Origin of the sequence: Thalassococcus sp. S3 (genome assembly GCF_004216475.1) — a bacterium.
Classification (GTDB): domain Bacteria; phylum Pseudomonadota; class Alphaproteobacteria; order Rhodobacterales; family Rhodobacteraceae.
The window spans coordinates 1,126,117-1,149,499 of the sequence record NZ_CP022303.1; the positions used below are offsets into that span (position 1 = coordinate 1,126,117).

27 protein-coding genes and 1 riboswitch are annotated in these 23,383 nt (G+C 59.6%); of the genes, 22 read left to right on the top strand and 5 right to left on the bottom strand.

Going from position 1 to position 23,383, the window contains the following annotated elements; all coding sequences use genetic code 11:
• Positions 1-96: 96 nt before the first annotated feature.
• From CFI11_RS05730 to fabA, 3 genes are read right to left on the bottom strand one after another with little or no spacing between them, the layout of a single operon-like run.
• The gene (locus CFI11_RS05730) at positions 97-888 is read right to left on the bottom strand and encodes an enoyl-ACP reductase (protein WP_130403937.1); all 792 of its coding nucleotides are present in this window, start codon (positions 886-888) and stop codon (positions 97-99) included.
• 9 nt (positions 889-897) lie between these two features.
• Complete coding sequence (fabB, locus tag CFI11_RS05735; RefSeq protein WP_130403939.1) at positions 898-2,127, bottom strand: beta-ketoacyl-ACP synthase I; 1,230 nt, start codon at positions 2,125-2,127, stop codon at positions 898-900.
• Between the two features lie 18 nt (positions 2,128-2,145).
• A complete protein-coding gene (gene fabA, locus CFI11_RS05740; RefSeq protein WP_130403941.1) occupies positions 2,146-2,661 on the bottom strand; it encodes a bifunctional 3-hydroxydecanoyl-ACP dehydratase/trans-2-decenoyl-ACP isomerase in 516 nt (171 codons plus the stop codon).
• A gap of 211 nt (positions 2,662-2,872) precedes the next feature.
• On the opposite strand from fabA, the gene irrA reads away from it, so the two are divergent.
• From irrA to CFI11_RS05755, 3 genes are read left to right on the top strand one after another with little or no spacing between them, the layout of a single operon-like run.
• Entirely contained in the window at positions 2,873-3,292 is a 420-nt protein-coding gene (gene irrA / locus CFI11_RS05745; protein WP_130403943.1) for an iron response transcriptional regulator IrrA, read from the top strand.
• Position 3,293: 1 nt separating this feature from the next.
• Positions 3,294-4,079, top strand: coding sequence for a phytanoyl-CoA dioxygenase family protein (locus CFI11_RS05750; RefSeq protein WP_130403945.1), 786 nt, complete (start codon positions 3,294-3,296; stop codon positions 4,077-4,079).
• Between the two features lie 5 nt (positions 4,080-4,084).
• Positions 4,085-4,558: a GNAT family N-acetyltransferase gene (locus CFI11_RS05755; RefSeq protein WP_254449086.1), complete on the top strand. Its 474-nt coding sequence runs from the start codon at positions 4,085-4,087 to the stop codon at positions 4,556-4,558.
• Here the strand turns inward: CFI11_RS05755 and CFI11_RS05760 are convergent.
• Positions 4,533-5,399, bottom strand: coding sequence for a glycosyltransferase family 2 protein (locus CFI11_RS05760; RefSeq protein ID WP_130403949.1), 867 nt, complete (start codon positions 5,397-5,399; stop codon positions 4,533-4,535). The genes CFI11_RS05755 and CFI11_RS05760 overlap by 26 nt on opposite strands.
• 119 nt (positions 5,400-5,518) lie before the next feature.
• Between CFI11_RS05760 and miaB the strand changes: the two genes are divergently transcribed.
• The 19 genes from miaB to CFI11_RS05855 all read left to right on the top strand — a co-directional run bounded on the left by miaB (position 5,519) and on the right by CFI11_RS05855 (position 22,771).
• Positions 5,519-6,841 (top strand): tRNA (N6-isopentenyl adenosine(37)-C2)-methylthiotransferase MiaB, encoded by a 1,323-nt coding sequence (gene miaB / locus CFI11_RS05765; RefSeq protein WP_130403951.1) that lies wholly within the window; start codon positions 5,519-5,521, stop codon positions 6,839-6,841.
• A 228-nt stretch (positions 6,842-7,069) separates the two neighbouring features.
• A complete protein-coding gene (locus CFI11_RS05770; RefSeq protein ID WP_254449028.1) occupies positions 7,070-7,648 on the top strand; it encodes an OmpA family protein in 579 nt (192 codons plus the stop codon).
• An 11-nt stretch (positions 7,649-7,659) separates the two neighbouring features.
• On the top strand, positions 7,660-7,959 hold the full coding sequence (locus tag CFI11_RS05775; protein ID WP_130403953.1) for a hypothetical protein: 300 nt from the start codon (positions 7,660-7,662) through the stop codon (positions 7,957-7,959).
• Between the two features lie 146 nt (positions 7,960-8,105).
• On the top strand, positions 8,106-9,122 hold the full coding sequence (locus CFI11_RS05780; protein WP_130403955.1) for a PhoH family protein: 1,017 nt from the start codon (positions 8,106-8,108) through the stop codon (positions 9,120-9,122).
• Positions 9,123-9,204: 82 nt separating this feature from the next.
• Positions 9,205-9,717, top strand: a complete 513-nt coding sequence (ybeY, locus tag CFI11_RS05785) for an rRNA maturation RNase YbeY (RefSeq protein ID WP_130403957.1) — start codon at positions 9,205-9,207, stop codon at positions 9,715-9,717.
• Between the two features lie 21 nt (positions 9,718-9,738).
• Positions 9,739-10,620 (top strand): hemolysin family protein, encoded by an 882-nt coding sequence (locus tag CFI11_RS05790; protein ID WP_130403959.1) that lies wholly within the window; start codon positions 9,739-9,741, stop codon positions 10,618-10,620.
• Positions 10,617-12,149: an apolipoprotein N-acyltransferase gene (gene lnt / locus CFI11_RS05795; RefSeq protein ID WP_130403961.1), complete on the top strand. Its 1,533-nt coding sequence runs from the start codon at positions 10,617-10,619 to the stop codon at positions 12,147-12,149. The genes CFI11_RS05790 and lnt overlap by 4 nt, the downstream gene beginning before the upstream one ends.
• A 51-nt stretch (positions 12,150-12,200) precedes the next feature.
• Positions 12,201-12,250, top strand: a riboswitch (SAM-SAH riboswitch).
• A 5-nt stretch (positions 12,251-12,255) separates the two neighbouring features.
• On the top strand, positions 12,256-13,437 hold the full coding sequence (gene metK, locus CFI11_RS05800; protein WP_130403963.1) for a methionine adenosyltransferase: 1,182 nt from the start codon (positions 12,256-12,258) through the stop codon (positions 13,435-13,437).
• A 48-nt stretch (positions 13,438-13,485) separates the two neighbouring features.
• Positions 13,486-14,115 carry a hypothetical protein gene (locus CFI11_RS05805; protein ID WP_130403965.1) on the top strand — a complete coding sequence of 210 codons (630 nt, stop codon included), beginning with the start codon at positions 13,486-13,488 and terminating at the stop codon, positions 14,113-14,115.
• An 8-nt stretch (positions 14,116-14,123) separates the two neighbouring features.
• Complete coding sequence (locus CFI11_RS05810; RefSeq protein WP_130403967.1) at positions 14,124-14,579, top strand: cupin domain-containing protein; 456 nt, start codon at positions 14,124-14,126, stop codon at positions 14,577-14,579.
• A gap of 53 nt (positions 14,580-14,632) precedes the next feature.
• On the top strand, positions 14,633-15,346 hold the full coding sequence (locus CFI11_RS05815; RefSeq protein WP_130403969.1) for a tRNA (guanosine(46)-N(7))-methyltransferase TrmB: 714 nt from the start codon (positions 14,633-14,635) through the stop codon (positions 15,344-15,346).
• A 64-nt stretch (positions 15,347-15,410) separates the two neighbouring features.
• Positions 15,411-16,535, top strand: coding sequence for an amidohydrolase family protein (locus CFI11_RS05820; protein ID WP_130403971.1), 1,125 nt, complete (start codon positions 15,411-15,413; stop codon positions 16,533-16,535).
• A 34-nt stretch (positions 16,536-16,569) separates the two neighbouring features.
• Positions 16,570-17,916 (top strand): 3-phosphoshikimate 1-carboxyvinyltransferase, encoded by a 1,347-nt coding sequence (gene aroA, locus CFI11_RS05825; protein WP_130403973.1) that lies wholly within the window; start codon positions 16,570-16,572, stop codon positions 17,914-17,916.
• 151 nt (positions 17,917-18,067) lie between these two features.
• The gene (gene cmk, locus CFI11_RS05830) at positions 18,068-18,676 is read left to right on the top strand and encodes a (d)CMP kinase (RefSeq protein WP_130403975.1); all 609 of its coding nucleotides are present in this window, start codon (positions 18,068-18,070) and stop codon (positions 18,674-18,676) included.
• Between the two features lie 88 nt (positions 18,677-18,764).
• Entirely contained in the window at positions 18,765-19,289 is a 525-nt protein-coding gene (locus tag CFI11_RS05835) for a hypothetical protein (RefSeq protein ID WP_130409938.1), read from the top strand.
• Positions 19,183-21,195, top strand: a complete 2,013-nt coding sequence (rpsA, locus tag CFI11_RS05840; protein ID WP_256370568.1) for a 30S ribosomal protein S1 — start codon at positions 19,183-19,185, stop codon at positions 21,193-21,195. The genes CFI11_RS05835 and rpsA overlap by 107 nt, the downstream gene beginning before the upstream one ends.
• Positions 21,196-21,478: 283 nt before the next feature.
• Entirely contained in the window at positions 21,479-21,760 is a 282-nt protein-coding gene (ihfB, locus tag CFI11_RS05845; RefSeq protein WP_130403979.1) for an integration host factor subunit beta, read from the top strand.
• 10 nt (positions 21,761-21,770) lie between these two features.
• Positions 21,771-22,121, top strand: a complete 351-nt coding sequence (locus tag CFI11_RS05850; RefSeq protein WP_130409939.1) for a lipopolysaccharide assembly LapA domain-containing protein — start codon at positions 21,771-21,773, stop codon at positions 22,119-22,121.
• Between the two features lie 8 nt (positions 22,122-22,129).
• Complete coding sequence (locus CFI11_RS05855) at positions 22,130-22,771, top strand: phosphoribosylanthranilate isomerase (protein WP_130403981.1); 642 nt, start codon at positions 22,130-22,132, stop codon at positions 22,769-22,771.
• Between the two features lie 26 nt (positions 22,772-22,797).
• On the opposite strand, the gene CFI11_RS05860 is transcribed toward CFI11_RS05855, so the two are convergent.
• Positions 22,798-23,382 carry a DUF4893 domain-containing protein gene (locus tag CFI11_RS05860; protein WP_130403983.1) on the bottom strand — a complete coding sequence of 195 codons (585 nt, stop codon included), beginning with the start codon at positions 23,380-23,382 and terminating at the stop codon, positions 22,798-22,800.
• Position 23,383 lies beyond the last annotated feature (1 nt).

The following is a 23,383-nucleotide window of genomic DNA, read 5'->3' on the forward strand; positions in this document are numbered from 1 at the left end:
GTCGCATCCCATGCTTCAGCCGCAATTGTCGGGCTCCTGAACCACCATCGGTCCAAATGCCGCCGTGGCCGGCGCGGGGCAGGGGATGTTTGAAACCTAAAGGTTTTCCTGTTGGGGCATGCCGAGGACGTGAAACCCGCCGTCCACCCGGATGATCTCACCCGTGGTGCACGCACCTGCGTCTGACACAAGGTAAACAGCAGTTCCGCCCACGGCGTCGAGGGTCGCGTTTGCGCGCAGCGGTGCGTTCTGGTCGGTGTGCTTGTAAGTCTTGCGTGCGCCCCCGATCGCGGCCCCGGCAAGGGTTTTCATCGGTCCCGGGCTGATCGCGTTGACGCGGATCCCGTCGGGGCCGAGGTCGTTCGCCAGATACCGCGTCGCGGCCTCCAGCGCGGCCTTGGCAACGCCCATGACGTTATAATTGGGCACGACCCGGTTCGAGCCCTGATAGGTCAGCGTCAAAAGCGTGCCCCCCTCATCGGACATAAGCGGATAGGCTCTCCGCGCCACTTCGATGAAGGAATAGGCGCTGATGTCCATGGAATTCTTGAAGTTCGCGCGCGAGGTATTGAGGAAGCGGCCTGTCAGCTCGGATTTGTCGGAAAAGGCGATGGCATGAACCAGAAAATCTATGCTGGGCCAACGGCCCGACAGCGCCGAGAAGGCCGCGTCAAGTGAGGCGTCGTCGGTCACGTCGACATCCACCATGAAATCGGATCCGACGGAGGAGGCCAGGGGTTGCAGCCTTTTGCCAAAGGCTTCGCCCTGATAGGTAAAGGCCAGCTCTGCACCAGCCTCGTGCAATGCCTTTGCAATCCCCCACGCGATCGACCGGTCGTTGGCGACGCCCATGACCAGGCCGCGTTTTCCTTTCAAGATGTCAGACATAGCAAAGGCTTACCCGTGATATTTCGAAAGGATCATCGACCCGTTTGTGCCACCAAACCCGAAGGAGTTGGTCATCACGCTGTCCAGCCCCGCATGTTCCACCAGATCCAGGGCAATTTCACCCGGTTTCAGACCGGGGTCCAGCGTTTCGACATTGATCGAGCGTGTGATGAAGTCGTTGTCGAGCATCAGGAGGCTGAAGATTGCCTCCAGCGCGCCCGCAGCACCTTGCGCATGGCCGGTCATCGACTTGGTAGATGAGACCGGCGGTTGGTCGACGCCCTCAAATATGCGGCGCACCGCTTCCACTTCGCCGACATCGCCGACAGGTGTCGAGGTGCCGTGCGCGTTGATATAGCTGACCTTGCGGTCTTCGGGCAGTGTTGCGAGGGCCAGTCGCATCGCACGCTCGCCCCCTTCACCGGACGGTGCGACCATGTCATGTCCGTCGCTGGTGGCGGCATATCCCGTCACTTCGGCGTAGATCTTTGCGCCACGCGCCTTGGCGTGTTCCAGCTCTTCCAGTACCACGATCCCGCCGCCGCCCGAAATGACGAAGCCGTCGCGATTTTCATCGAAGGCGCGCGAGGCCCGCTCCGGCGTGTCATTGTATTTGGACGACATGGCCCCCATCGCGTCAAAGAGGCAGGACAATGTCCAGTCCAACTCTTCCCCGCCGCCGGCGAACATCACATCCTGCTTGCCCAGCATGATCTGCTCGGCGGCGTTGCCGATGCAATGCAGGGACGTGGAACAGGCCGAGGTGATCGAATAGTTGATGCCCTTGATCTTGAACGCGGTCGACAGGTTCGCGCTGATGGTGGAAGACATGCATTTCGGTACGGCAAAGGGCCCGATCCGCTTGGGTGCGCCGTTTTTCAGAACGGTTTGGTGTGCCACCAGCATCGACGATGTGCTGGGCCCGCCCGAGCCTGCAACCAGGCCCGTCCGGGGGTTCACCACGTCACTGTCTTCAAGCCCCGCATCCGCGATGGCCTGGCTCATCGCGATATGCGCGTAAGCGGCACCCGGTCCCATGAACCGCAATGTGCGCTTGTCGATATGTTCGGCGGGGTCGATCTTGAGCGTGCCGGCGACCTGACTGCGAAAGCCATGTTCTGACATTTCAGGGCTCGCTTCGATGCCCGAACGCCCTGCTTTCAGCGAGGCGGTCACCTCTTCGGTGTTGTTCCCGATGGACGAGACGATGCCCAGCCCTGTAACGACGACGCGGCGCATCTGCGGCCTCCTTATGGCTTAGGCTTCGGAACTGGTGGACAGTCCGACTTTCATACCCTTGACCACATAAATCTCTTCCCCATCGGCCTCAACCCGTCCGTCGGCCACGCCCATTTTCAGACGCCGGTCGATCACTCGGGTGAAATCCACGAAGTAGCGGATCATCTTGCGGCTTGGCGTGACCATGCCGCTCAGCTTCACCTCGCCCACGCCCAGGGCCATCCCCAGCCCCTGCCAGCCGCGCCAGCCCAGGTTGAAACCGGTGAGTTGCCACAGGCCATCAAGCCCCAGACAGCCCGGCATGATCGGGTTGCCCGGAAAGTGACATTTGAAGAACCAAAGATCAGGCACGATATCGAACTCGGCAACGACATGACCCTTGCCATGTGCCCCGCCATCCGCGCTGATTTCGGTGATCCGGTCCATCATCAGCATCGGGGGTTCGGGGAGTTGTGCATTTCCGGGCCCGAAAAGCTCCCCCCGCGCGCACTTGAGCAGATCTTCTTTGTCAAAATAACTCGGGTAGTCGGCCATTCTGGCGTGTCTCCTGCTCGGCGCCTGTCATCACAATTGGCTTCCTCTAGCACCCGCATTGCGCGTCCTGCAAGGGCGCGCAGGTCAAACTTCGGTCGGGTTTGCCGCACCTTGTCGGGCCAGTTGCATCTGATTTTCATTTGAAATTCGCCCCCCCTCCGCCCTATATATCTAGATATATCTAGAGAAAAGCTGCAGTGAGGGGCCGTCTATGACGCCGCAAGCCACGAAATTCGCGACCGATTGGCTTTCCGGAGCCGGTTTACGGCCGACACGCCAGCGCATGGCGTTGGCGGAATTGCTCGTGGGTGATGGGCAACATCGACACGTGACCGCCGAAAGCCTGTTCGACGCGGCAAAGTCGAAAGGTGCCGCCGTGTCGCTTGCCACGGTCTACAACACCCTGCGTGCGTTTTGCGACGCGGGCCTTCTTCAGGAAGTGACCGTGGATGGCTCAAAGAGCTATTTCGACACGAACACGCATGATCACCCGCATTTCTTTTGGGAAGACGAGGCGCGTCTGACCGATGCACCATCGGAAGAACTGGTCATCACACAACTCCCCAAAGCGCCGGAAGGGGCGGAGATCGCGTCGGTCGATGTTGTGATCCGGTTGCGCAAAACCACCTGACATGATCGTGACGGAGGCGCAGGTCGCTGCGTTCCAGCGGGACGGGGTTGTGCTTTTGCGCGGTCTTTTTCGTGACCAGGTCGAGACCTTGCGGCGCGGTGTCGACGCCAATATGGCTGCCCCTGGCCCTTATGCATCGAACAACGAAAAGTCTGGCGAAACCGGTCTCTTTTTTGATGACTATTGCAACTGGACGCGTATTGCCGAGTTCGAGCATGCCATTCACGCGGCACCGGTTGCCGAAGCTGCGGCATGCCTGATGGGATCCGACACGGTGCAGATGTTCCATGATCATGTTCTGGTGAAGGAGCCTGGAACCTCCATGGCGACCCCGTGGCATCAGGACGGCCCTTACTACTTTGTCGAAGGGCGTCAGACGGTCAGCTTTTGGTGCCCGCTTGATTCCGTCCGCGATGCGACGCTGCGCTGCGTTGCGGGCTCCCATCTTTGGGAAAAGGATGTTTTGCCCACGCGCTGGGTGTCGGAGCAGGCTTTTTTCGACAAAGGCGACTATATGGCGGTTCCGGATCCCGAAGCCGAGAATATGCGCATTGTCGAATTCGAAATGGAACCGGGCGATGCGGTGGCGTTTCACTTCCGCACACTGCATGGCGCGCGCGGAAATACGAGCACGGCGCGGCGGCGCGCTTTTTCGCTGCGCCTTGTCGGGGACGACGCGCGTTATGTTGAGCGGCCGGGTCGCACGTCGCCGCCGTTTCCGGGACATGATATGAGGGCGGGCCAAAGACTGCGTGAGGATTGGTTTCCGCTTCTGAAGCGGGCTTGACCCAAGTGACCGTGCGCCGGCTGACGATCCAGGATCATGCCAACATCTTGAATCTCTATGCCGAACTGGCCCCGGCAACGCCCGTTCTCCAGAACGTCTCAGGACTGGAAGCGCTGATCGCTCACCCCGGCACCGAATTGTTGGGGGCAGAGGTCGAGGGATCGGTCGGGGCGATGGTCACCCTGCATGTCTTGCCCAATCTGACCTATGGCGGGCGGCCCTATGCCCTGATCGAAAACGTGGTCACGGCACAGCGCTTTCAAATGCGCGGTTTGGGGCGGAGAGTGATGGAGGCCGCCATCCGATCCGCCTGGGCGCAGGATGCCTATAAGATCATGCTGCTGACCGGCCAGACTGCCGGGGCACGCGGATTTTACGAAAGGCTTGGTTTTTCCGCGGACGAGAAGTTTGGAATGACATTGCGAAGGGTGCCGACCCGTGGGGCACAGGCCATCAAAACCACTGGCCCGGCTCCATAAGGCCCAGATCCATCAATTGACGCGATTGCCATTCGAACGGGGCCGAATTGTGCCATCTGAACGTTTTGATCTCGGCTGAAGAGCCGGGATTGTTTTTCAGCGCCTTTGCAGTGCGAAAAGAGCAGATCGCGGCGGTCAGGTTGTTGTGCCAGGGGCAGGCATAGGTGTTATATTCCTCGTCGTTGAACGTGTAATCGTCCCGAAGCTGCAATCCGGGCTTGGCCTTGAAGAGTGAAATCCGGTCGATCTTGCGGCTTTTTTCCGGGATATGCTCTTCAAAGCGCCATTTCAGACCGCCGAAGAAATCAAGCTGCCGTTCCTTGGGGTAGGTCGTCACAGGGTCAGGGCGGGCGAGGGCGTAATAGCCCGTCCGGTCGAGATGGGCATGATCCACCGACACCGCGTTATGGCAATGCGACAGGTCCTGGGCGTAAAGATCTACGACATAAGTCAGCATGCCGTCCCGCCGCTCCTGTTCGTGGAAGGCCAGCATTTCCGACACTTTGCGTGTCTCGCAGAACGGGTAGAACAGGTATTCCGCGTTATAGCAGTAATAGATCCACTGATCGGGGGCGGCGCGGGTCAGCTTGTCTATGACCTCCTGCGTCTTTTCCATCGTAGAGGGGTGGTAGGTGATGCGGTGAACCTGCGCGGCAAGATCGTCGGGCAGCCCGAATTCCTCGGGCATCACAACGACGATTGTTTCGAACCCCAGCGACAGATGATGTTCGATCGTCGACCACACCTCGACATCATCCTCCACCAAAAGGATGGCGATGGGTCCTTTTGCCAGCACGCCCTTTGAGCGCGTTAAAAACATGTCCAAAGATTGGTGGGCCATATCCCGCTGCCGTCTGCCGTTCGCGACCGTACCGCAAGGTCGGTTAATTCAGAGTGCATTGCAAGCGGGCACGGCATGCACTATCTGGCCTTCCAATCCCCAACACCGGAACCCTGCTCATGGCCGCGCCCAAAAAGCTTTATATCAAGACATATGGCTGCCAGATGAACGTCTATGACAGCGAGCGCATGGCTGAAACGCTGGGTGCGCAGGGATATGTCGAAACCGCGACGCCGGACGATGCGGATATGATCCTTCTCAACACCTGCCACATTCGTGAAAAGGCGGCCGAGAAAGTCTATTCCGAGTTGGGGCGGTTCAAGGGGCTGAAAGAGGCAAATCCCGATCTGAAAATCGGTGTGGCCGGCTGCGTCGCGCAGGCGGAAGGCGAAGAAATCGTGCGGCGTCAACCGATGGTCGATCTTGTGGTCGGTCCGCAATCCTATCATCGCCTGCCCGAGATGGAGGCCAAGGCCCGGAGCGGCGCCCGCGCCTTGGACACTGATTTTCCCGAAGAGGACAAGTTTGAACATCTCAAGGCCCGGCCCAAGGCGCAGCGCGGTCCGACAGCCTTTCTGACAGTTCAGGAAGGCTGCGACAAGTTCTGCGCCTTCTGCGTCGTTCCCTATACCCGCGGAGCGGAGGTCAGCCGGCCCGTCGCGCGAATCCTGGACGAAGCCCGCGACCTCGTCGAACGCGGCGTGAAAGAGATCACGCTTCTGGGGCAGAATGTGAATGCCTATCACGGTGCCGGTCCGGATGGCGGCGATTACAGCCTGGCCAAGCTGATCTGGGACCTCGACAAGATCGACGGGCTTGAGCGGATCCGCTTTACCACTTCGCATCCCAACGACATGAGCGACGATCTTATTGCCGCGCACGGAGAGTGCAAAAAACTGATGCCCTATCTGCATTTGCCGGTGCAATCCGGATCAGATCGCATCTTGAAACGCATGAACCGCAGTCACACCGCCGAGAGCTATCTTCGACTGATCGAGCGTATTCGCGCGGCCCGGCCCGACATCTTGATGTCGGGCGATTTCATTGTGGGATTTCCAGAGGAAACCGAAGAGGATTTTCAGGCCACACTCGATCTGATCGAGGCCGTGAAATACGGCTATGCCTATTCCTTCAAATATTCCCCGCGTCCCGGCACACCCGCTGCGGAGCGGCAAGCGGTTCCGGCGGATGTTGCGGATGAACGGCTTCAGCGTCTTCAGCACCTGATCACGGCGCAGCAAACCGAAATTCAGCAATCCATGGTTGGACGTGTGGTCAACGTGCTTTTTGAAAAAGCAGGGCGCCTGGATGGTCAAATGGTCGGGAAATCCGAGTATCTGCACGCGGTCCATGTCACACATCCCGGGATCCGCGCCGGCGATATTGCCGCAGTAGAGATTGTCGAAGCCGGTTCGAATTCGCTTTCCGGCAAGATCTTATGATCTGCTGCGTTAAATGATTTTGCTCCGAAATCAGCGTCTTGCGCCGATATCTGAACAGATCACTTCAGCATTTAAGTATTGTCGCCAAATAAGACACAATATCTGGTGATTTTTCCTTCACATGCCCGAACAATTTTTTTAGTCTATATTTCATGAACTTGCAGGGCGCCCACCATTACAGTCACAAAGGCGCCGCGTTCGGGGGAACATTGTGAAGGGATATCAGCGGTGTTTGATTTCAGAATAAAGCGTGTTTTGGCGAGCATTGCTGCCGTCGCCATCGCAGCAACCGGTGTGCTGTCAACCGCGCAGGAGGTGTCGGCGGAGTCGCATCAGCGCACGATCGTGGGGTCGCGATACGTGCCCACCATCTGGGTTGATCCCGACGGTTGCGAACATTGGGTTATGGATGATGGGGTCGAAGGCTACATGACGCCCCACGTGAACCGTCAGGGCATTCCGGTCTGCCGCCGGGGCAATGTGTGCGGTGTGATGAACACCGATCAGTTCTTCGCCACTGACAGCTACAGAATCAGCTCTCATGGCCAGCAGCGCCTGCGGCAGTTCTTCCAAAGCGCGTCGGCTACGGCCTTCATCATCACGGGACATACCGACAGCCGGGCGTCCGATGCCTATAACATGCGCCTGTCGTTCAACCGCGCGAACGCGGTGGCCCGCGTCGCGGCGGCCAGTGGGGCACGGATCGCCGATGTCCGCGGATACGGGGAACGTCTGCCTGCCGCATCGAACAATTCGGCTGCCGGCATGGCCAAGAACCGCCGTGTCGAAATCATTTGTATCCGCTGAGGGCGCGTATCATGAAATTTGCTAAGTTCACTGTTCTTCTCGCGGTCGTCGGCGCCTTGTCGGGCTGTCTTGGAGAGAAGGTCGACAAAACGGTCGACCGCGGGTTCGATTCGAAGGATCTGAGCCAGCTCAAGGCCGGCATCTGGGTGGATCCCAACGGGTGCGATCACTGGATCATCGACGATGGGGTCGAGGGATATCTCTCTCAGCGGCTGGACAAATACGGCAAGCCCGTGTGTTCCGGTGTTGCGCCGCCCAATGTGGCGACGGGGCCGTTCAAGCGTGGGTCCAGCTTCCCGGATCCGATCTGATCATATGGCGCTTTTGCGCAAAGAACGGCCGCCGCATTCTGCAGGCGGTCGTTTTTGTTTCTTTTGTATGAATTTCGCGTAGGGGTCCTTGCACGGGACCTGTGATCTTGGCACCATGTCACAAGACGACCTGCAAGGAGACACGTTTGGCCATTAGTGCCCTGACACCTGAAACCGGTACTGACGCTCCCGCCGAGGTGCTGCTTGAATTCCCTGACAATCGTCTTCTCATCGATCTTTGTGGCGAATATGACCGCAACCTTGCTGAAATAGAGCGTCAGCTTGGCGTGCAGATCCCGCGTCGGGGAAACCAGTTGGCCATCATTGGGGAAGAGGCCGCGCGCACACGGGCCGCCGAGGTGCTGAATGCGCTTTATGTTCGGCTTGAGAGCGGACGAGAGGTGACCGCCGGCGACATCGACCGGGAATTGCGCATGGGTGGATCCGAAACCGGAACCGGTGCCCGTGCGGGTGACCAGCTTGAGATGTTCAAGGGCGGCAAGGTCGAGATAAAGACCCGCAAGAAACTGGTCGAGCCGCGCACGGACGCGCAAAGGGCCTATGTTCAGAACCTCTTTGAAAATGAGCTTGCCTTCGGCATCGGTCCGGCGGGGACGGGCAAGACCTATCTGGCGGTCGCCGTTGGGGTCAGCATGTTCATCGGTGGGCATGTCGACCGCATCATTCTCAGCCGACCAGCGGTCGAGGCTGGAGAGCGGCTTGGCTTTTTGCCGGGGGACATGAAGGACAAGGTCGATCCCTACATGCAGCCGCTTTACGATGCGCTGAATGACTTTCTGCCGGGAAAACAACTCGCCAAGCTGATCGAGGAAAAGCGCATCGAGATTGCGCCGCTGGCCTTTATGCGCGGTCGGACGTTGGCCAATGCCTTCGTGGTTCTGGACGAAGCGCAGAATGCGACGACGATGCAGATGAAGATGTTCCTGACCCGCCTGGGTGAGGGGTCGCGCATGGTGATCACGGGTGACCGCAGCCAGATCGACCTGCCGCGAGGGGTGCCATCAGGGCTGGCCGATGCGGAACGCTTGCTCAAGAGCATTCCCAAGATCAGCTTCAACTATTTCACCTCAAAGGATGTGGTACGGCACCCGTTGGTTGCGGCGATTATCGAAGCATATGAGGCAGATGATCCGTCGAAATAGCGATCCCGCATCTTTGCAAGCGCGCGCCTTCTTTTCAGAGCGAACCGATGGTTCCGCCAATCTTTCCGGTTGATCAGACACGATGAGTATTGAGGTCATCCTTGAAGACCAGCGCTGGGAAGAGGCCGATCTGGATGGCCTTGCCAACCGTGCAGGTTCGGCCACGCTTCGGCATCTTGGCCTTGATGCAGCGCGGTGCGAGATCAGCGTGCTGGGATGTGACGATACCCGTATCGCTGCGCTGAATGCGGAATTCCGCGCCAAACCCTCCGCAACGAACGTTCTGAGCTGGCCTGAAACGGACCTGTCAGCAGAGGTCGCAGGTGAGAAACCGACGACACCGCAAGCCGACCCGATCGGCGATATCCCGCTGGGCGATATCGCAATTGCCTACGAGACGTGCCTGCGAGAGGCCGAGGCCGCTGGCAAACCGCTTGCCGATCATGCCACACATCTGATTGTTCACGGAGTTTTACACCTTTTGGGCTATGATCACATTCGTGACCCTGACGCCACTCTGATGGAGGGGCTTGAGGTTCAAATACTTGGCAAACTGGGCCTCGATAGCCCATATTACGGATCTACCGGGGCATGAGCCCCATTTTGGACAGGATCAATGGGCGACACAGACGGAAGTTCTAGCGCAGCGCATAGCGCGCATTCCGACGAAAAGAACGACACGGCATCGGTTGGCTTCTTCTCCCGCATTTTTGGGGGAAGACGTGTCCCTGAACCAGAACAGGGCGAAGATCAGGAGGTGGCAGCATCGGCGGCCCCCCGTACCCATGGGATGATGAACCTGCGGGTCCTCCGTGTAGAGGACGTGGCGATCCCAAAGGCAGAAATCACAGCGGTGCCAGCATCCATCACCAAAAATGAACTGGTCGGCGTTTTCCGGGAAAGTGGTTTTACGCGCTTGCCGGTCTACGAGAATACGCTTGATACGCCGATAGGTTTTGCGCATCTGAAAGACTTCGCGCTGAGCCACGGCTTCAACGGCAAGGGAGCGGACTTTGATCTGGCGCGCATGGTGCGCCCGCTGCTGTTCGTTCCGCCTTCGATGCCCATTGGCGTTCTACTGACCAAGATGCAGACCGAACGCCGGCATATGGCCCTCGTGATTGACGAATACGGTGGCGTCGACGGGCTTCTCACGATCGAGGACCTGGTTGAACAAGTGGTCGGCGAGATCGAGGATGAACACGACACCGACGAAGATCAGACATGGGTCAAGGAAAAGCCGGGATGCTATGTGGCGCAGGCCAAGACCCCGCTTGCGGAATTCGAGGCAGAGATCGGCCGCTCGCTCACTGCTCATGACGAAGTCGACGAGGAAGAGATCGATACGCTGGGCGGTCTTGTCTTCATGCTTTCGGGTCGGGTTCCCGCAAGGGGAGAGGTCGTGCCGCATCCCGACGGGCCCGAATTCGAGGTGATCGACGCCGATCCCCGCCGCATCAAGCGGATGCGGGTCCGGCTGCCGGATCTCGCCGTATGACCCAGGCGCCCGGTCTGGCATCCGAACCCCTGGGTGTGCTGGACCGGATCCTCAATCGCGTCTCTCCGCGCCGGATCAGCCTGGTCGCTGCGCTGGCAGGTGTCATCGGTGCTTTTGGGCTTGCGCCTTACGGGGCCTGGCCGCTGGCACTTTTGTCGTTCATTTTGCTTTTCGTGTTGCATCGCGCGGCGCCCTCCGCCCGGACTGCTGGGTGGACGGCCTGGGCTTTTGCAACGGGCTATTTCTCCCATGCGCTTTCCTGGATTGTCGAACCCTTTCTGGTGGATGCGCCCCGCTATGGATGGATGGCGCCATTTGCGCTGGTTCTGCTGGCGGGCGGGCTTGCGCTCTTCTGGGCCGTTGCCGGTTATCTGGCGTGGCGGCTGAACAACCGACCGTCCTTTCGTGCCTGGACTTTGGTATTTTTCTTGTCCGTCGCAGAGTTTGGTCGCGCCTATGTTTTCTCCGGGTTTCCCTGGGCGGCACCGTCGCAGATCTGGATTGGGCAAGGCTTCGATCTCAGCCTGGCGTGGATCGGTCCGCATGGGCTGACCCTGCTGACGCTGATCCTGTGCGTTTTACCGGCTTTCGCAACAAGCCGGGCCCGGCTTTTGGCGCTGCTGTTGCCGGTCAGCCTGCTTCCCGCACTTGCGGCGCTGGCCTTGGCCCAGCTTCCGGCCGCGCCGACAACCGGTCAGACGGTGCGCCTGGTTCAGCCCAACGCGCCGCAGCACCAGAAATGGGACCCGGCGCATATGCAGACGTTTTTTGACCGGCAGATCAGCTATACGTCAGTCATGCCCCATCCCGATCTGATCGTCTGGCCGGAAACCTCTGTTCCGACCTTTCTGGGTTCTGCGGATTATGCGCTGCAGGTGATTGCCGAAGCGGCAGGCGAAACACCTGTCGTCGTTGGCATCCAGCGCCGCGAGGACGCGCGGTTTTACAATTCCATGGTCGTTCTCGGGGCCGGGGGACGGATCGTGCAAACCTATGACAAGCACCATCTTGTTCCGTTCGGAGAGTATATGCCGCTTGGCAACCTGGCGGCGCGTTTCGGCATATACGGTCTTGCGGCCAATGACGGACACGGCTTCAGCGCCGGTCCCGGACCGCGCACGCTTGATTTCGGCGGGGTCGGACGCGGTCTTGCCCTGATCTGCTATGAGGCGGTTTTCCCCCAGGATATGCATGCCCCCGGAGACCGGCCCGATTTCCTTATGCAAATCACCAACGACGCCTGGTTCGGCGCTTTTTCCGGGCCTTACCAGCATCTCGCGCAGGCCCGCATGCGCTCGATCGAGCAGGGCCTGCCGATGATCCGGGTCGCCAATACGGGTGTTTCGGCCATGATCGATCCATTCGGTCGCGTTCTGGACAGCCTTCCGTTGAACGAAGCTGGCTATCTCGACGCAACGCTCCCGCAGGCAGGCCAGCCGACGCTCTATGCGCGCACGGGAGATTGGGCAGCGTTTGGCATCTTGCTCATCTTCGGGGTTGCGCTTGTGGGCCTTCGCCGCACGGTGTGATTTCAAAATAGCAATTGACCCTGCCTTACCAGCGGCGTAACCGGTTTTGAAACCCTGCCACAACGGCTTCCTGGCGTGGCAGATGTCATTCTAATGGAGCGCTCTCATGTCTCGTCAGAACTACGTCTTCACCTCCGAATCGGTGTCCGAAGGGCATCCCGATAAAGTCTGCGACCGCATCTCTGACGCGGTGCTGGATGCCTTTCTGGCCGAAGAGCCCGAGGCCCGTGTCGCCGCCGAGACATTTGCCACCACGAACCGTGTCGTCATCGGGGGAGAGGTGGGCCTCAGCGATCAGGACAGGCTGCATGACTACATGGGGCGCATTGACGAGATCGCGCGCGCCTGCATTAAGGACATCGGCTACGAGCAGGACAAGTTTCACCATCAGACATGTGAAATCACGAACCTTCTGCACGAACAATCCGCGCATATCGCGCAAGGTGTGAACGCGTCGGGCAACAAGGACGAAGGGGCAGGCGATCAGGGCATCATGTTCGGCTTTGCCACCAACGAAACGCCCGCGCTCATGCCGGCACCGATCCAATACGCACATGCGATCCTGCGGCGCCTGGCCGAGGTGCGGAAGGATGGAAGCGAACCGGCGCTGGGGCCTGATGCAAAGAGCCAGCTTTCGATCGTTTACAAGGATGGAAAGCCGGTTGGCGTCAGTTCAATCGTTTTGTCGACCCAACATATCGACCCCGATCTGACGTCCGAGCACATCCGCGAGATTGTCTCTCCCTATATCCATGATGTGCTGCCGGACGGTTGGGTGAATGGTAAGACCGAATGGCACGTGAACCCCACGGGCAAATTCGTGATCGGTGGGCCGGATGGAGATGCGGGTCTGACGGGCCGCAAGATTATCGTCGATACCTATGGCGGCGCCGCGCCGCATGGCGGCGGGGCCTTTTCGGGCAAGGATCCCACCAAGGTCGACCGTTCGGCGGCCTATGCCGCGCGCTATCTGGCCAAGAACGTGGTCGCGGCTGGCCTTGCCGACAAGTGCACGATCCAGCTCAGCTATGCCATCGGGGTGTCCAAACCTCTTTCGATCTATGCCGAAACGCACGGGACGGGGTCGGTGAAGCCGGATCAGATCGAAAAAGCCGTCGACCAGGTCATGGATCTTACGCCGCGCGGCATCCGTGAGCATCTGCAATTGAACAAGCCCATCTATCAACGAACCGCAGCTTATGGGCATTTCGGTCGCGAGCCTGATCCCGATGGCGGATTTTCCTGGGAAAAAACGGATCTGGCCGACGCGCTGAAAGAGGCCGTATAGTCCTGCGGGACGGGCGCTTCGACGCTTGTCCGGACTAGGAGTATCGGAATGCTGCGCGTAATAATCGCCGTCTCGTTTTTGGCCGGCGCCGCTTTCGCCGAGGAGGAGAGCGGCAAGTTTCGCGTTGTTGGCGACAGGCTGATCTACGACACTGAAAATCCCGGTGAAGAGCAGGAGCGCGGCATCGAACTTGACGATCCGGACATTCTGCTTGACCTGCTTCGGGCCAATCCCGGCATCCGTACCCTGGAGCTCAATTCGGGCGGAGGCCGCTATTACTCCGCCTTCGACATGACCAATACGGTCATCGACTTCGAACTCGATACGCATGTGCATGGCATTTGCGAAAGCTCGTGCACGCTTGTCTTTCTGGCAGGCAAGAAGCGGACGATGTCGCGCGGTTCGAAAATCGGATTTCACCAGACATTCTGGACCGCCGACAGCATCGAGGGCTTTTACGAAGACAAACGTGCCGACAGGGGATGGGAAACGCCGTTCGATTTCACCTCGTGGGTTTACAAGGACACTCAGGACGAAATCTATAACGAGTTGACCTACATGATCCGTCAGGGCGTTGATCCAGCCTTTGCCATCGAGACGATAAAAGAGCCCACCAGCACGATGTGGTACCCCTATCGCCCCGTTTTGAGGGCGGCTGGCGTGCTGACGGCGGAGTAGGATCCGCTATGCCGAAAGTCGATCTGACGCAGTTGCCGACATTTCAGGGCGCTGATGCCGCTGCGGCCTATGGCGGGGACCTCGGGGCCTATCTGGGTCGAGCGATCAGTGGCGCCATGGGGCTTGCGCATCTTGGCGCGAATGTCGAAACGCTCATGCCAGGTGCATCCTCTTCGCACCGGCATTGGCATGACCGCACAGATGAGATCGTCGTCGTTCTGTCCGGTACATTGGTGCTGGTCGAGGAAGACGGGGCGGTCGAAATGGGTGTGGGTGAAATCGCTGTCTTTCCGGCTGGCGTGGAAAATGGTCATTGTCTGCAAAACCGGTCTTCGGATGCGGCCTCCTTTCTCGTTGTGGGATCACGCGATGACGCGGATCGCTGCCACTACAGCGACCTTGATCTTGTCTTGCATCCCGACGGAAGCCTGACACGCAAGGATGGAAGCGCACCGAGCACTTAAGGTCGCGCGGACCTGCATTGCCCTGCCTGCCACCAGAAGCTAAACCGCCTGCCATGACCGATCCAGTTCGCCCGCCACGCAATTTCTACGGCCGTTTCAAGGGAAAGGCCCTGAAGCAGAGCCAAAAGACCTATCTCGCCGAGGACCTAGAGGCCTTGTCTCCCGGGCCTGTGGACTGGACCGCAAACCCATCGCGTACGCCTCTCGACCTCAAGGCCAGTTTCGGCGACCGACCGGTTTGGCTGGAGATTGGCTTTGGCGGTGGCGAACACCTTGTGTATCAGGCAAAATCGAACCCGGATGTCGGGATCATCGGCGCCGAGCCGTATATAAACGGCGTGGCGATGCTCTTGGGTAAGATCCGCCGCGCGGGCGTCACGAACCTGGCCGTCTATCCCGGAGATGCCCGCGACCTGATGGACGTTCTGCCTGCTGGCTCGATCTCGCGCGCGTTCCTGCTCTACCCTGATCCCTGGCCAAAGACGCGCCATCACCGGCGTCGTTTCGTGACCCCGGAACACCTCGACCCTCTCGCACGGGTCATGCAAACCGACGCGCATTTCCGTGTCGCCACCGATATTCCCGACTATGTCCGCCAAACGCTCGAGGAAGTTCCAAGGGCAGGCTTTGAGTGGCTGGCGCAGCGGCCTGCCGATTGGCGCGAACCCTGGGACGATTGGCTGTCGACACGCTATGAGCAAAAAGCTTTGCGGGAAGGGCGTCGACCGCACTATCTGACATTTCGCCGTAAGGATTGCCCGACCTGATCACGCGATCGTTCTATGGTAGGATCGACCTATTTCCCCCGATCCTTTCTGAGCCGAGACTGCCATGCCCGATCTTCAGACCGACAATCCCGAAACGCGTATCGTAAACTGCCACGTTCACACGTTTACCACGGCCCATACGCCGCTCTATTTTCCGACAAAACTTGCGGCGATCTTTCGTTTCGCTCCGTTTCTGATCCGTGCTCTGCGTTGGATTTCTGCCCGCACGCCTTATGACGAGACAACGGATTTCCTGAAAAGGCTCGAGGATTTCCATCGCACCGGATCACGCAAAACCCAGCAAGACGTTTTTCGCGAGATCCTGCATTACTATCCGCAATCCACGCGCTTCGTTGTCCTTCCGATGGATATGGAGCTGATCGGTCACGGTCCGGTGGAACAGGACATCTTTGCCCAGCATGATGAGCTGGCAAAGCTGGCGCGTCATGAAAAGTATGGTCCTCAGGTCATTCCGTTCGCCACCATTTATCCAGATCGGGCAGGGGCTGCGGATGAGGTGCGCCGCTGTGTCGAGGAGCTGGGGTTTCGCGGGCTCAAGATCTATCCCAAGCTTGGCTTTGCGCCGGATCACAAGGTGCTCATGGACGAGGTCTATCCCTATTGCGTGGACCACAACCTTCCGGTGATGACCCATTGCTCGCGCGGTGGCGTGTCGCACAAGGGATGGTCGCAACATCGCAGTGACCAGGTTACCGATCCGAATGCCTATATCGACGTGCTGCGAACCTTCCCGCATTTGCGCCTGTGTCTTGCGCATTTCGGTGGAGATTCCGATTGGCTGTCTCATCTCAGGGATGGTTTTGATCCCGATGATCCAAGGGCCCGCGACAAGAACTGGGTGTCGCTGATCGCCAAGATGATCGAAAGTGGCGACTATCCGAACCTCTATACGGATATCAGCTATACGATCTTCAAATTCGACAAGCACATCCCGCTGCTGCGTATGTTCATGCGTCAGCCGAAGTTGAAGGAGAAAATCCTCTTCGGTTCCGATTTCTACATGACCCGACAGGAAGCCTTGTCGGAAAAGGCCGTGTCGATCCGGCTGCGGGACCAATTGGGCGAAACCGACTTTCATCAGATCGCCCATGTCAATCCGCAGCGATGGCTGGGGGAGGGCGGAGGCGCCGGGGAATTGCCGCTGGACCAGGTCACGGCATCGGGGTAATCCAGCCGGACCCTTGAAGAACAGGATCCAGCCCATGTCCGGCCACGCCACCCCGATCCCGATGACCTCTTCCCGTGCCGATGCACTCAGCGGTGTGGCGGAGGTGCCGGGGGACAAATCCATCTCGCATCGCTCTTTGATCCTGGGCGCGATGGCGGTGGGAGAGACGCGGATCACCGGCCTGCTGGAGGGCGAGGATGTTCTGGACACCGCCAAGGCGATGCGCGCGTTCGGCGCGGATGTGATCGATCATGGCGGTGGAGAGTGGAGCGTGCACGGCGTGGGTGTCGGCGGCTTTGCGGAACCGGACCAGGTGATAGATTGCGGCAATTCGGGGACCGGTGTGCGGTTGATCATGGGGGCAATGGCAACCTCGCCCATCACGGCCACGTTTACCGGCGATGCCAGTCTCAACAAACGTCCCATGGCCCGCGTGACCGATCCGCTCGCTCTGTTCGGAGCCAGGGCTGTTGGTCGCGCCGAGGGCCGGTTGCCGATGACCATCGTGGGGGCCGCTGAGCCGATACCTGTGCGCTATGAGGTGCCGGTGCCCTCCGCCCAGGTGAAATCGGCGGTTCTTTTGGCGGGGCTGAACGCGCCGGGCCAAACGGTCGTGATCGAACAGGAAGCGACCCGGGATCACACGGAACGGATGCTGCAGGGCTTTGGCGCCGACATCGTTGTCGAAGAGACAGGCGAAGGGCGGGTCATCACGCTGACCGGCCAGCCGGAGCTGCGCCCGCAGGCCATCGCCGTTCCGCGCGATCCATCCAGCGCGGCCTTTCCGGTCTGCGCCGCACTCATCGTGCCGGGATCTGACATCCTGGTGCCCGGTATCGGGTTGAACCCCACCCGCGCGGGTCTCTTTGCAACGTTGCGTGAGATGGGCGCGGATTTGACCTACGAGAACGAGCGGACCGAAGGGGGAGAACCCGTAGCGGATCTGCGGGCCCGATACTCCCCGGAGATGCAGGGGATCGAAGTGCCGCCGAGCCGGGCTGCCAGCATGATAGACGAATACCCGATCCTGTCCGTGGTCGCGGCCTTCGCAAATGGGCAGACCATGATGCGGGGTGTCCGGGAATTGCGGGTTAAGGAAAGTGACCGGATTGCCGCAATGGCCGATGGCTTGCGCGCCAACGGTGTCTCTGTCGAGGATGGGCCGGATTGGTGGGCGGTCACCGGTTCGGGCGCATCGGGTGTACCGGGCGGGGCCATCTGTGCCAGTCACCTCGATCATCGCATTGCGATGTCGTTCATGGTGCTGGGCATGGCCACGGAAAGCCCCGTTTCCGTCGATGATGGCGCCCCCATCGCAACGTCTTTCCCGATTTTCGAACCTCTCATGGCTGCGCTTGGTGCCAGGATCATCCGAACCTGACGAAGTCACACGCTGAGATGCCGGGCGGCGCCGTTTTCCGTCCCGGAAAACGGCCCGGAAAATGTGACATTTTCCGGCGCCGGGTGGCTGGTCGACGGGCTTTACATTCGCGGATCCACGCTCTAGGCCTCGGATCCAGCAAGGGAGCAGCATGGCATATACGATTGCAATCGACGGGCCTGCCGCCGCTGGCAAGGGCACAATTTCCAAGGCGATTGCCAGCCATTACGGTTTTCATCATCTCGATACCGGTTTGCTCTACCGGGCGATCGGAGCCCAGGTTTTGCAAGGCCATGACGCTGTCGATGCCGCCAAAGCCCTGGTGGCCGAAGATCTCGACCCGTCTCGCCTGCGCACGCCTGACGTCGCAGACGCCGCCAGCCAGGTAGCCGTCATTCCGGATGTGCGTTCAGCGCTCACGGAGTTTCAACGTCGCTTTGCCCGCCGCATGCCTGGCGCTGTCCTCGACGGACGCGACATTGGAACCGTCATCTGCCCCGATGCGGAAGCCAAGCTCTTCGTGACCGCAAGTGCGGAAGTTCGGGCGGAAAGGCGGTTTCGCGAACTCAGCGAGAACGGACATACCGAGAGCCTTGCCGAGGTCCTTGCCGATGTGAAGGCACGGGATGCGCGTGACAGCGAACGCACCACTTCGCCCCTGAGGCCAGCGCGCGATGCAATCCACATAGACACCTCTGATCTGAGCATTGATGAAGCCGTTGCCGCAGCGATCGCGGTCATCGATGCCAGACGAGATTGAAATGCGCCTCACGAAAGGCTGACTGGCCAGACAGGCAAAGACCCGCTTATCCTTTCCAGATCCAACAATGGAGACGGATATGCCACGCATGATCACCCTCGCTCTGGCCATGAGCATCGGTCTCAGCCTGCCATTGGCCGCGCAGGAGGCAGATGTCGAGCCCCCCATGACGCTTGAGCGGATGGGAGAGATCGTCTCGGCCATAGATCCCGAGGCGCGGGCCTTCGGCACGGGGTTCGAATTGACCATCGACGATGTGCCCCTGCTGATCGTGACCGATCCCGGCGCGGACCGGATGCGGGCCATGGTGCCCATTCGCAGCGCAGAGGGCCTTCCGGCGGATGAATTGCTCCGCCTGATGCAGGCCAATTTCGATACCGCGCTCGACGCTCGCTATGCAGTGGCGCGGGGCCGGCTTTGGGGTGTCTTCATCCATCCGTTGTCCCCGTTGAAGAAAGATCAGCTTCTCTCGGGCCTGGTGCAGACGATCAACGTCGCCAAGACATATGGTCAAAGCTATTCCGGCGGCGCGCAGGTCTTCGGGGGCGGCGATTCCAATCAGATCTACCGCGAGCTTCTCGAGGAGCTGCTCAAGAAAGGCGTGGATATCTGAGGCGGGCCGGATAGGGGCAATTCTTTGCCGCCAGCGCTTGAGTTATCGGCATCGTTGGTCTATAGCCGCGCTGTCGATAAGGTCATGCACCATAAAACAACAGACGAGCAGGGTCGGAACAGTCCGGCCCTCTTTGTTTTTAGCAGCCCTGCGACCAAGTGAACCTCAAGACCGGCGGAGACAACCGCACGGCCAGAAAACATGTGTAAAGGAAACTGAGACCCGAATGGCTCAAAACGCATCCATGGAGGAATTCGAAGCCCTCCTCAACGAAAGCTTCGAGATGGACACGCCCGAGGAGGGCACAGTTGTCAAAGGCAAGGTCATCGCCGTTGAAGCGGGCCAGGCCATCATCGACGTCGGCTACAAGATGGAAGGCCGGGTCGAGCTGAAAGAATTCGCAAATCCCGGTGAAGCGCCCGAAATCGAAGTCGGTGACGAGGTCGAGGTGTATCTTCGCGCCGCTGAGAACGCACGCGGCGAAGCCGTCATCTCCCGCGAGATGGCCCGCCGTGAGGAAGCCTGGGACCGTCTGGAAAAAGCCTATGCCGACGATCAGCGCGTCGAAGGCGCGATCTTTGGCCGTGTCAAAGGTGGCTTCACCGTCGATCTGGGCGGCGCCGTGGCCTTCCTGCCCGGCAGCCAAGTCGATGTCCGCCCCGTGCGCGACGCGGGCCCGCTGATGGGTCTGAAACAGCCCTTCCAGATCCTCAAGATGGACCGCCGCCGGGGCAACATCGTCGTCTCCCGTCGTGCGATCCTCGAAGAAAGCCGCGCCGAACAGCGTGCCGAGGTCATCGGAAACCTCTCCGAAGGTCAGGCCGTGGACGGTGTCGTCAAGAACATCACCGAATACGGGGCCTTCGTGGATCTGGGCGGTGTTGACGGCCTGCTGCACGTCACAGACATGGCGTGGCGCCGGGTCAACCACCCGTCGGAAATCCTGTCGATCGGCGAGACCGTCAAGGTTCAGGTCATCAAGATCAACAAGGAAACCCACCGTATCAGCCTCGGCATGAAGCAGTTGCAGGAAGATCCGTGGGATCTGGTGGGCGCCAAGTATCCGCTCGAATCGGTGCATCAGGGCCGCGTCACCAACATCACCGATTACGGTGCATTCGTTGAGCTGGAGCCCGGTGTCGAAGGCCTCGTTCACGTCTCTGAGATGTCCTGGACCAAGAAGAACGTGCATCCCGGCAAGATCGTTTCGACCTCTCAGGAAGTCGAAGTCATGGTTCTGGAAATCGACAGTGCCAAGCGCCGTGTGTCGCTGGGCCTCAAGCAGACCATGCGCAACCCCTGGGAAGTCTTCGCCGAGACCCATCCCGAGGGCACGCCGGTCGAAGGCGAGGTCAAGAACATCACCGAGTTCGGCCTCTTTATCGGTCTCGACGGCGAGATCGACGGCATGGTCCACCTCTCCGACATCTCCTGGGATGAGCGGGGCGAGGACGCGATCCAGAACTACCGCAAGGGCGATCTGGTTCAGGCCGTTGTCTCCGAAGTCGATGTCGAGAAAGAGCGTATCTCGCTCTCGATCAAGGCGCTGGGCGGCGACAAGTTCGCCGAAGCCGTGGGTGGCGTGAAGCGCGGCTCCATTGTGACCGTGAACGTCACCGCGATCGAGGATGGCGGCATCGAGGTGGAATACGAAGGCATGAAATCCTTCATCCGCCGCTCCGATCTCTCCCGTGATCGCTCCGAACAGCGGCCCGAGCGGTTCTCGGTCGGTGACAAGGTCGATGTGCGCGTGACCAACGTCGACAGCAAGACCCGCCGTCTGGGCCTCTCGATCAAGGCGCGTGAGATCGCCGAAGAGAAAGAAGCCGTGGAGCAATACGGCTCTTCGGACAGCGGCGCGTCGCTGGGCGATATCCTGGGTGCAGCGCTCAAGGGCGACGACTAAGGGCGACTGCCTGATCTAAAAGACTTGTGCGGCCCTGCATTCCGGTGCGGGGCCGTTTTCGTTCCGAATCAATAGCTTCGCTGCAACGCGGCGGTCTGCCCCTATTTCGTCCAACGCCGCCCTTGATGCTGCCCGGCAAGGCATCATTGTCGATGAAACGGCCAAAAACACCACAGATTCCCGGTCCTTAGGCTTACTTCTCGTTTCCGATCTGGGGGATTGTTCCTATAGTGACCTCGCACGGATGGATGCGAGTATGTTGCCCACGGGAGGGGACCAAAGGATGATCCGGTCGGAACTGATCCAAAAAATTGCTGAAGAAAATCCGCATCTCTATCAGCGGGATGTCGAGCGGATCGTGAACACCGTTTTCGAAGAGGTCACCGGCGCAATGTCGCGGGGTGATCGCGTGGAACTTCGGGGCTTCGGTGCGTTTTCAGTGAAAAAGCGGGATGCCCGCGTCGGCAGAAATCCCCGGACCGGCGAGACTGTCCATGTCGAAGAAAAACATGTACCGTTCTTCAAAACGGGAAAGCTGCTTCGAGACCGCCTGAACGGAAAGTAACCTCTTTATGCTGCGCTACATCAAGCTTGCCATTCTGGCTCTGATCGCCATTTGCCTGGTTTCGGTGGCACTGGCAAACCGCGAACCGGTGACGTTGGAATTGCTGCCAGCAGCCCTTGCTGAATTGTTCGGTATGAACCTGAGCATTGATCTGCCGCTGTTCCTGGTGGTCTTCGGCGGTGTCGCGGTGGGTCTTTTGGTCGGCTTCATCTGGGAATGGCTGCGCGAGCACAAGCATCGGCGCGAAGCCAATGTGAAAGCACGTGAAGCCCGCAGGCTTGAGCGGGAAGTGACCCGTCTCAAAGGAGAGCGGGACAAGAACAAGGACGAGGTGCTCGCTATTCTGGACGAGGCCAGCTGAGCGACCTGATGTCACCCAAAATTGCTGTGAAAATCTGTGGGCTGTCCGAGCCGACACATGTCGCTGCGGCTGTTGAGGCCGGAGCGCGGTATGTCGGCTTTGTGTTTTTTCCGAAATCTCCACGGAACATTGGCGTTGATCAGGCCGCGCGTCTGGCTCAATCGGTGCCGGACGGGGTCTGCAAGGTCGCGCTTGTCGTGAATGCGGATGATGCGACGCTGGACAGGCTGATCGAAGCGGTTCCGATCGACATGCTGCAGCTCCACGGCGACGAAACGCCCGACCGGGTTGCCGAGGTCAAGGACCGATATCATCTGCCGGTCATGAAAGCCGTCGGTGTCGCGGACGAGACGGATTTGCCGGGTTTGCAGGACCATATGCGCGCAGCCGATCAGGTGCTGGTCGATGCCAAGCCACCAAAAGGCGCGGCGCTGCCAGGTGGGAACGGTCTTGCATTTGACTGGAAACTGATCGCGGGGCGCCGTTGGCCGGTGCCATGGATGCTGGCCGGTGGTCTGACCCCCGAAAACGTCGCGGACGCCGTGGCGATGACCGGTGCCAAACAGGTCGACGTCTCCTCCGGCGTGGAACAGGCGCCAGGCATCAAGGACCCCGAACGCATCCGCAATTTCCTCAAAGCACTTGATTGAAGCGGGAAGTGCTTTGCCAAGTCACGTCATCGGGTCAGATAAAGGATATCATAGCTGCTTTCCAATACCGGGGAAGGCAGCAGCAATCTTGCCCGGTTCGGTGACATCTGTTCGAAAATACCGACCTGCGCATGTGTCTGGTTCGGCTCCACCGGCTCCTGGCTGTCCTCGGGCAAGCCTGCATAATCCGTTGCCGGTGGCCCCCCGGCATATCCAACACCGGTGTAGATCGTAAAAACCTCTCCGAAGGTCAGTGTCCCGCGCATACGCTGCGATCCGGTAATCTTGCGGATGTTCCATTCCCCTGTCCCGGTCTCTCGGACGATACATTCAAAAGGCTGATAGACGGCGAGGGGCACGAAACCCGCCATCTTCATCGTGCGGCAATTCCACTCTCCCTCTGGTGCGATCAGGCCCGGGCCCCCGCTCAGCGCTTCGACGAGAACGGCAACGTCTTCGGGCGCGCCGTCCGCCAGCGCTTGCCTGAGAGCGTGAGCGAACATCACCGCTTCGGTCTTGATCCGGTCCTGATCGGGCGGGCGGAGATCGGGATTGGCGGTAAGAGGCGAAGCAGCAAGGCAGAGCGCAGCACAAAGGGTTTTGAATGTCATA

What these genes read in the sequence shown, in the direction of transcription:
- CFI11_RS05730 (WP_130403937.1), bottom strand. Translation starts at nt 888, where the DNA reads ATGTCTGACATCTTGAAAGGAAAACGCGGCCTGGTCATGGGCGTCGCC.
- fabB (WP_130403939.1), bottom strand. Translation starts at nt 2,127, where the DNA reads ATGCGCCGCGTCGTCGTTACAGGGCTGGGCATCGTCTCGTCCATCGGG.
- fabA (WP_130403941.1), bottom strand. Translation starts at nt 2,661, where the DNA reads ATGGCCGACTACCCGAGTTATTTTGACAAAGAAGATCTGCTCAAGTGC.
- irrA (WP_130403943.1), top strand. Translation starts at nt 2,873, where the DNA reads ATGACGCCGCAAGCCACGAAATTCGCGACCGATTGGCTTTCCGGAGCC.
- CFI11_RS05750 (WP_130403945.1), top strand. Translation starts at nt 3,294, where the DNA reads ATGATCGTGACGGAGGCGCAGGTCGCTGCGTTCCAGCGGGACGGGGTT.
- CFI11_RS05760 (WP_130403949.1), bottom strand. Translation starts at nt 5,399, where the DNA reads ATGGCCCACCAATCTTTGGACATGTTTTTAACGCGCTCAAAGGGCGTG.
- miaB (WP_130403951.1), top strand. Translation starts at nt 5,519, where the DNA reads ATGGCCGCGCCCAAAAAGCTTTATATCAAGACATATGGCTGCCAGATG.
- CFI11_RS05775 (WP_130403953.1), top strand. Translation starts at nt 7,660, where the DNA reads ATGAAATTTGCTAAGTTCACTGTTCTTCTCGCGGTCGTCGGCGCCTTG.
- ybeY (WP_130403957.1), top strand. Translation starts at nt 9,205, where the DNA reads ATGAGTATTGAGGTCATCCTTGAAGACCAGCGCTGGGAAGAGGCCGAT.
- CFI11_RS05790 (WP_130403959.1), top strand. Translation starts at nt 9,739, where the DNA reads ATGGGCGACACAGACGGAAGTTCTAGCGCAGCGCATAGCGCGCATTCC.
- lnt (WP_130403961.1), top strand. Translation starts at nt 10,617, where the DNA reads ATGACCCAGGCGCCCGGTCTGGCATCCGAACCCCTGGGTGTGCTGGAC.
- metK (WP_130403963.1), top strand. Translation starts at nt 12,256, where the DNA reads ATGTCTCGTCAGAACTACGTCTTCACCTCCGAATCGGTGTCCGAAGGG.
- CFI11_RS05805 (WP_130403965.1), top strand. Translation starts at nt 13,486, where the DNA reads ATGCTGCGCGTAATAATCGCCGTCTCGTTTTTGGCCGGCGCCGCTTTC.
- CFI11_RS05810 (WP_130403967.1), top strand. Translation starts at nt 14,124, where the DNA reads ATGCCGAAAGTCGATCTGACGCAGTTGCCGACATTTCAGGGCGCTGAT.
- CFI11_RS05815 (WP_130403969.1), top strand. Translation starts at nt 14,633, where the DNA reads ATGACCGATCCAGTTCGCCCGCCACGCAATTTCTACGGCCGTTTCAAG.
- CFI11_RS05820 (WP_130403971.1), top strand. Translation starts at nt 15,411, where the DNA reads ATGCCCGATCTTCAGACCGACAATCCCGAAACGCGTATCGTAAACTGC.
- aroA (WP_130403973.1), top strand. Translation starts at nt 16,570, where the DNA reads ATGTCCGGCCACGCCACCCCGATCCCGATGACCTCTTCCCGTGCCGAT.
- cmk (WP_130403975.1), top strand. Translation starts at nt 18,068, where the DNA reads ATGGCATATACGATTGCAATCGACGGGCCTGCCGCCGCTGGCAAGGGC.
- CFI11_RS05835 (WP_130409938.1), top strand. Translation starts at nt 18,765, where the DNA reads ATGATCACCCTCGCTCTGGCCATGAGCATCGGTCTCAGCCTGCCATTG.
- rpsA (WP_256370568.1), top strand. Translation starts at nt 19,183, where the DNA reads ATGGTCAAAGCTATTCCGGCGGCGCGCAGGTCTTCGGGGGCGGCGATT.
- ihfB (WP_130403979.1), top strand. Translation starts at nt 21,479, where the DNA reads ATGATCCGGTCGGAACTGATCCAAAAAATTGCTGAAGAAAATCCGCAT.
- CFI11_RS05855 (WP_130403981.1), top strand. Translation starts at nt 22,130, where the DNA reads ATGTCACCCAAAATTGCTGTGAAAATCTGTGGGCTGTCCGAGCCGACA.
- CFI11_RS05860 (WP_130403983.1), bottom strand. Translation starts at nt 23,382, where the DNA reads ATGACATTCAAAACCCTTTGTGCTGCGCTCTGCCTTGCTGCTTCGCCT.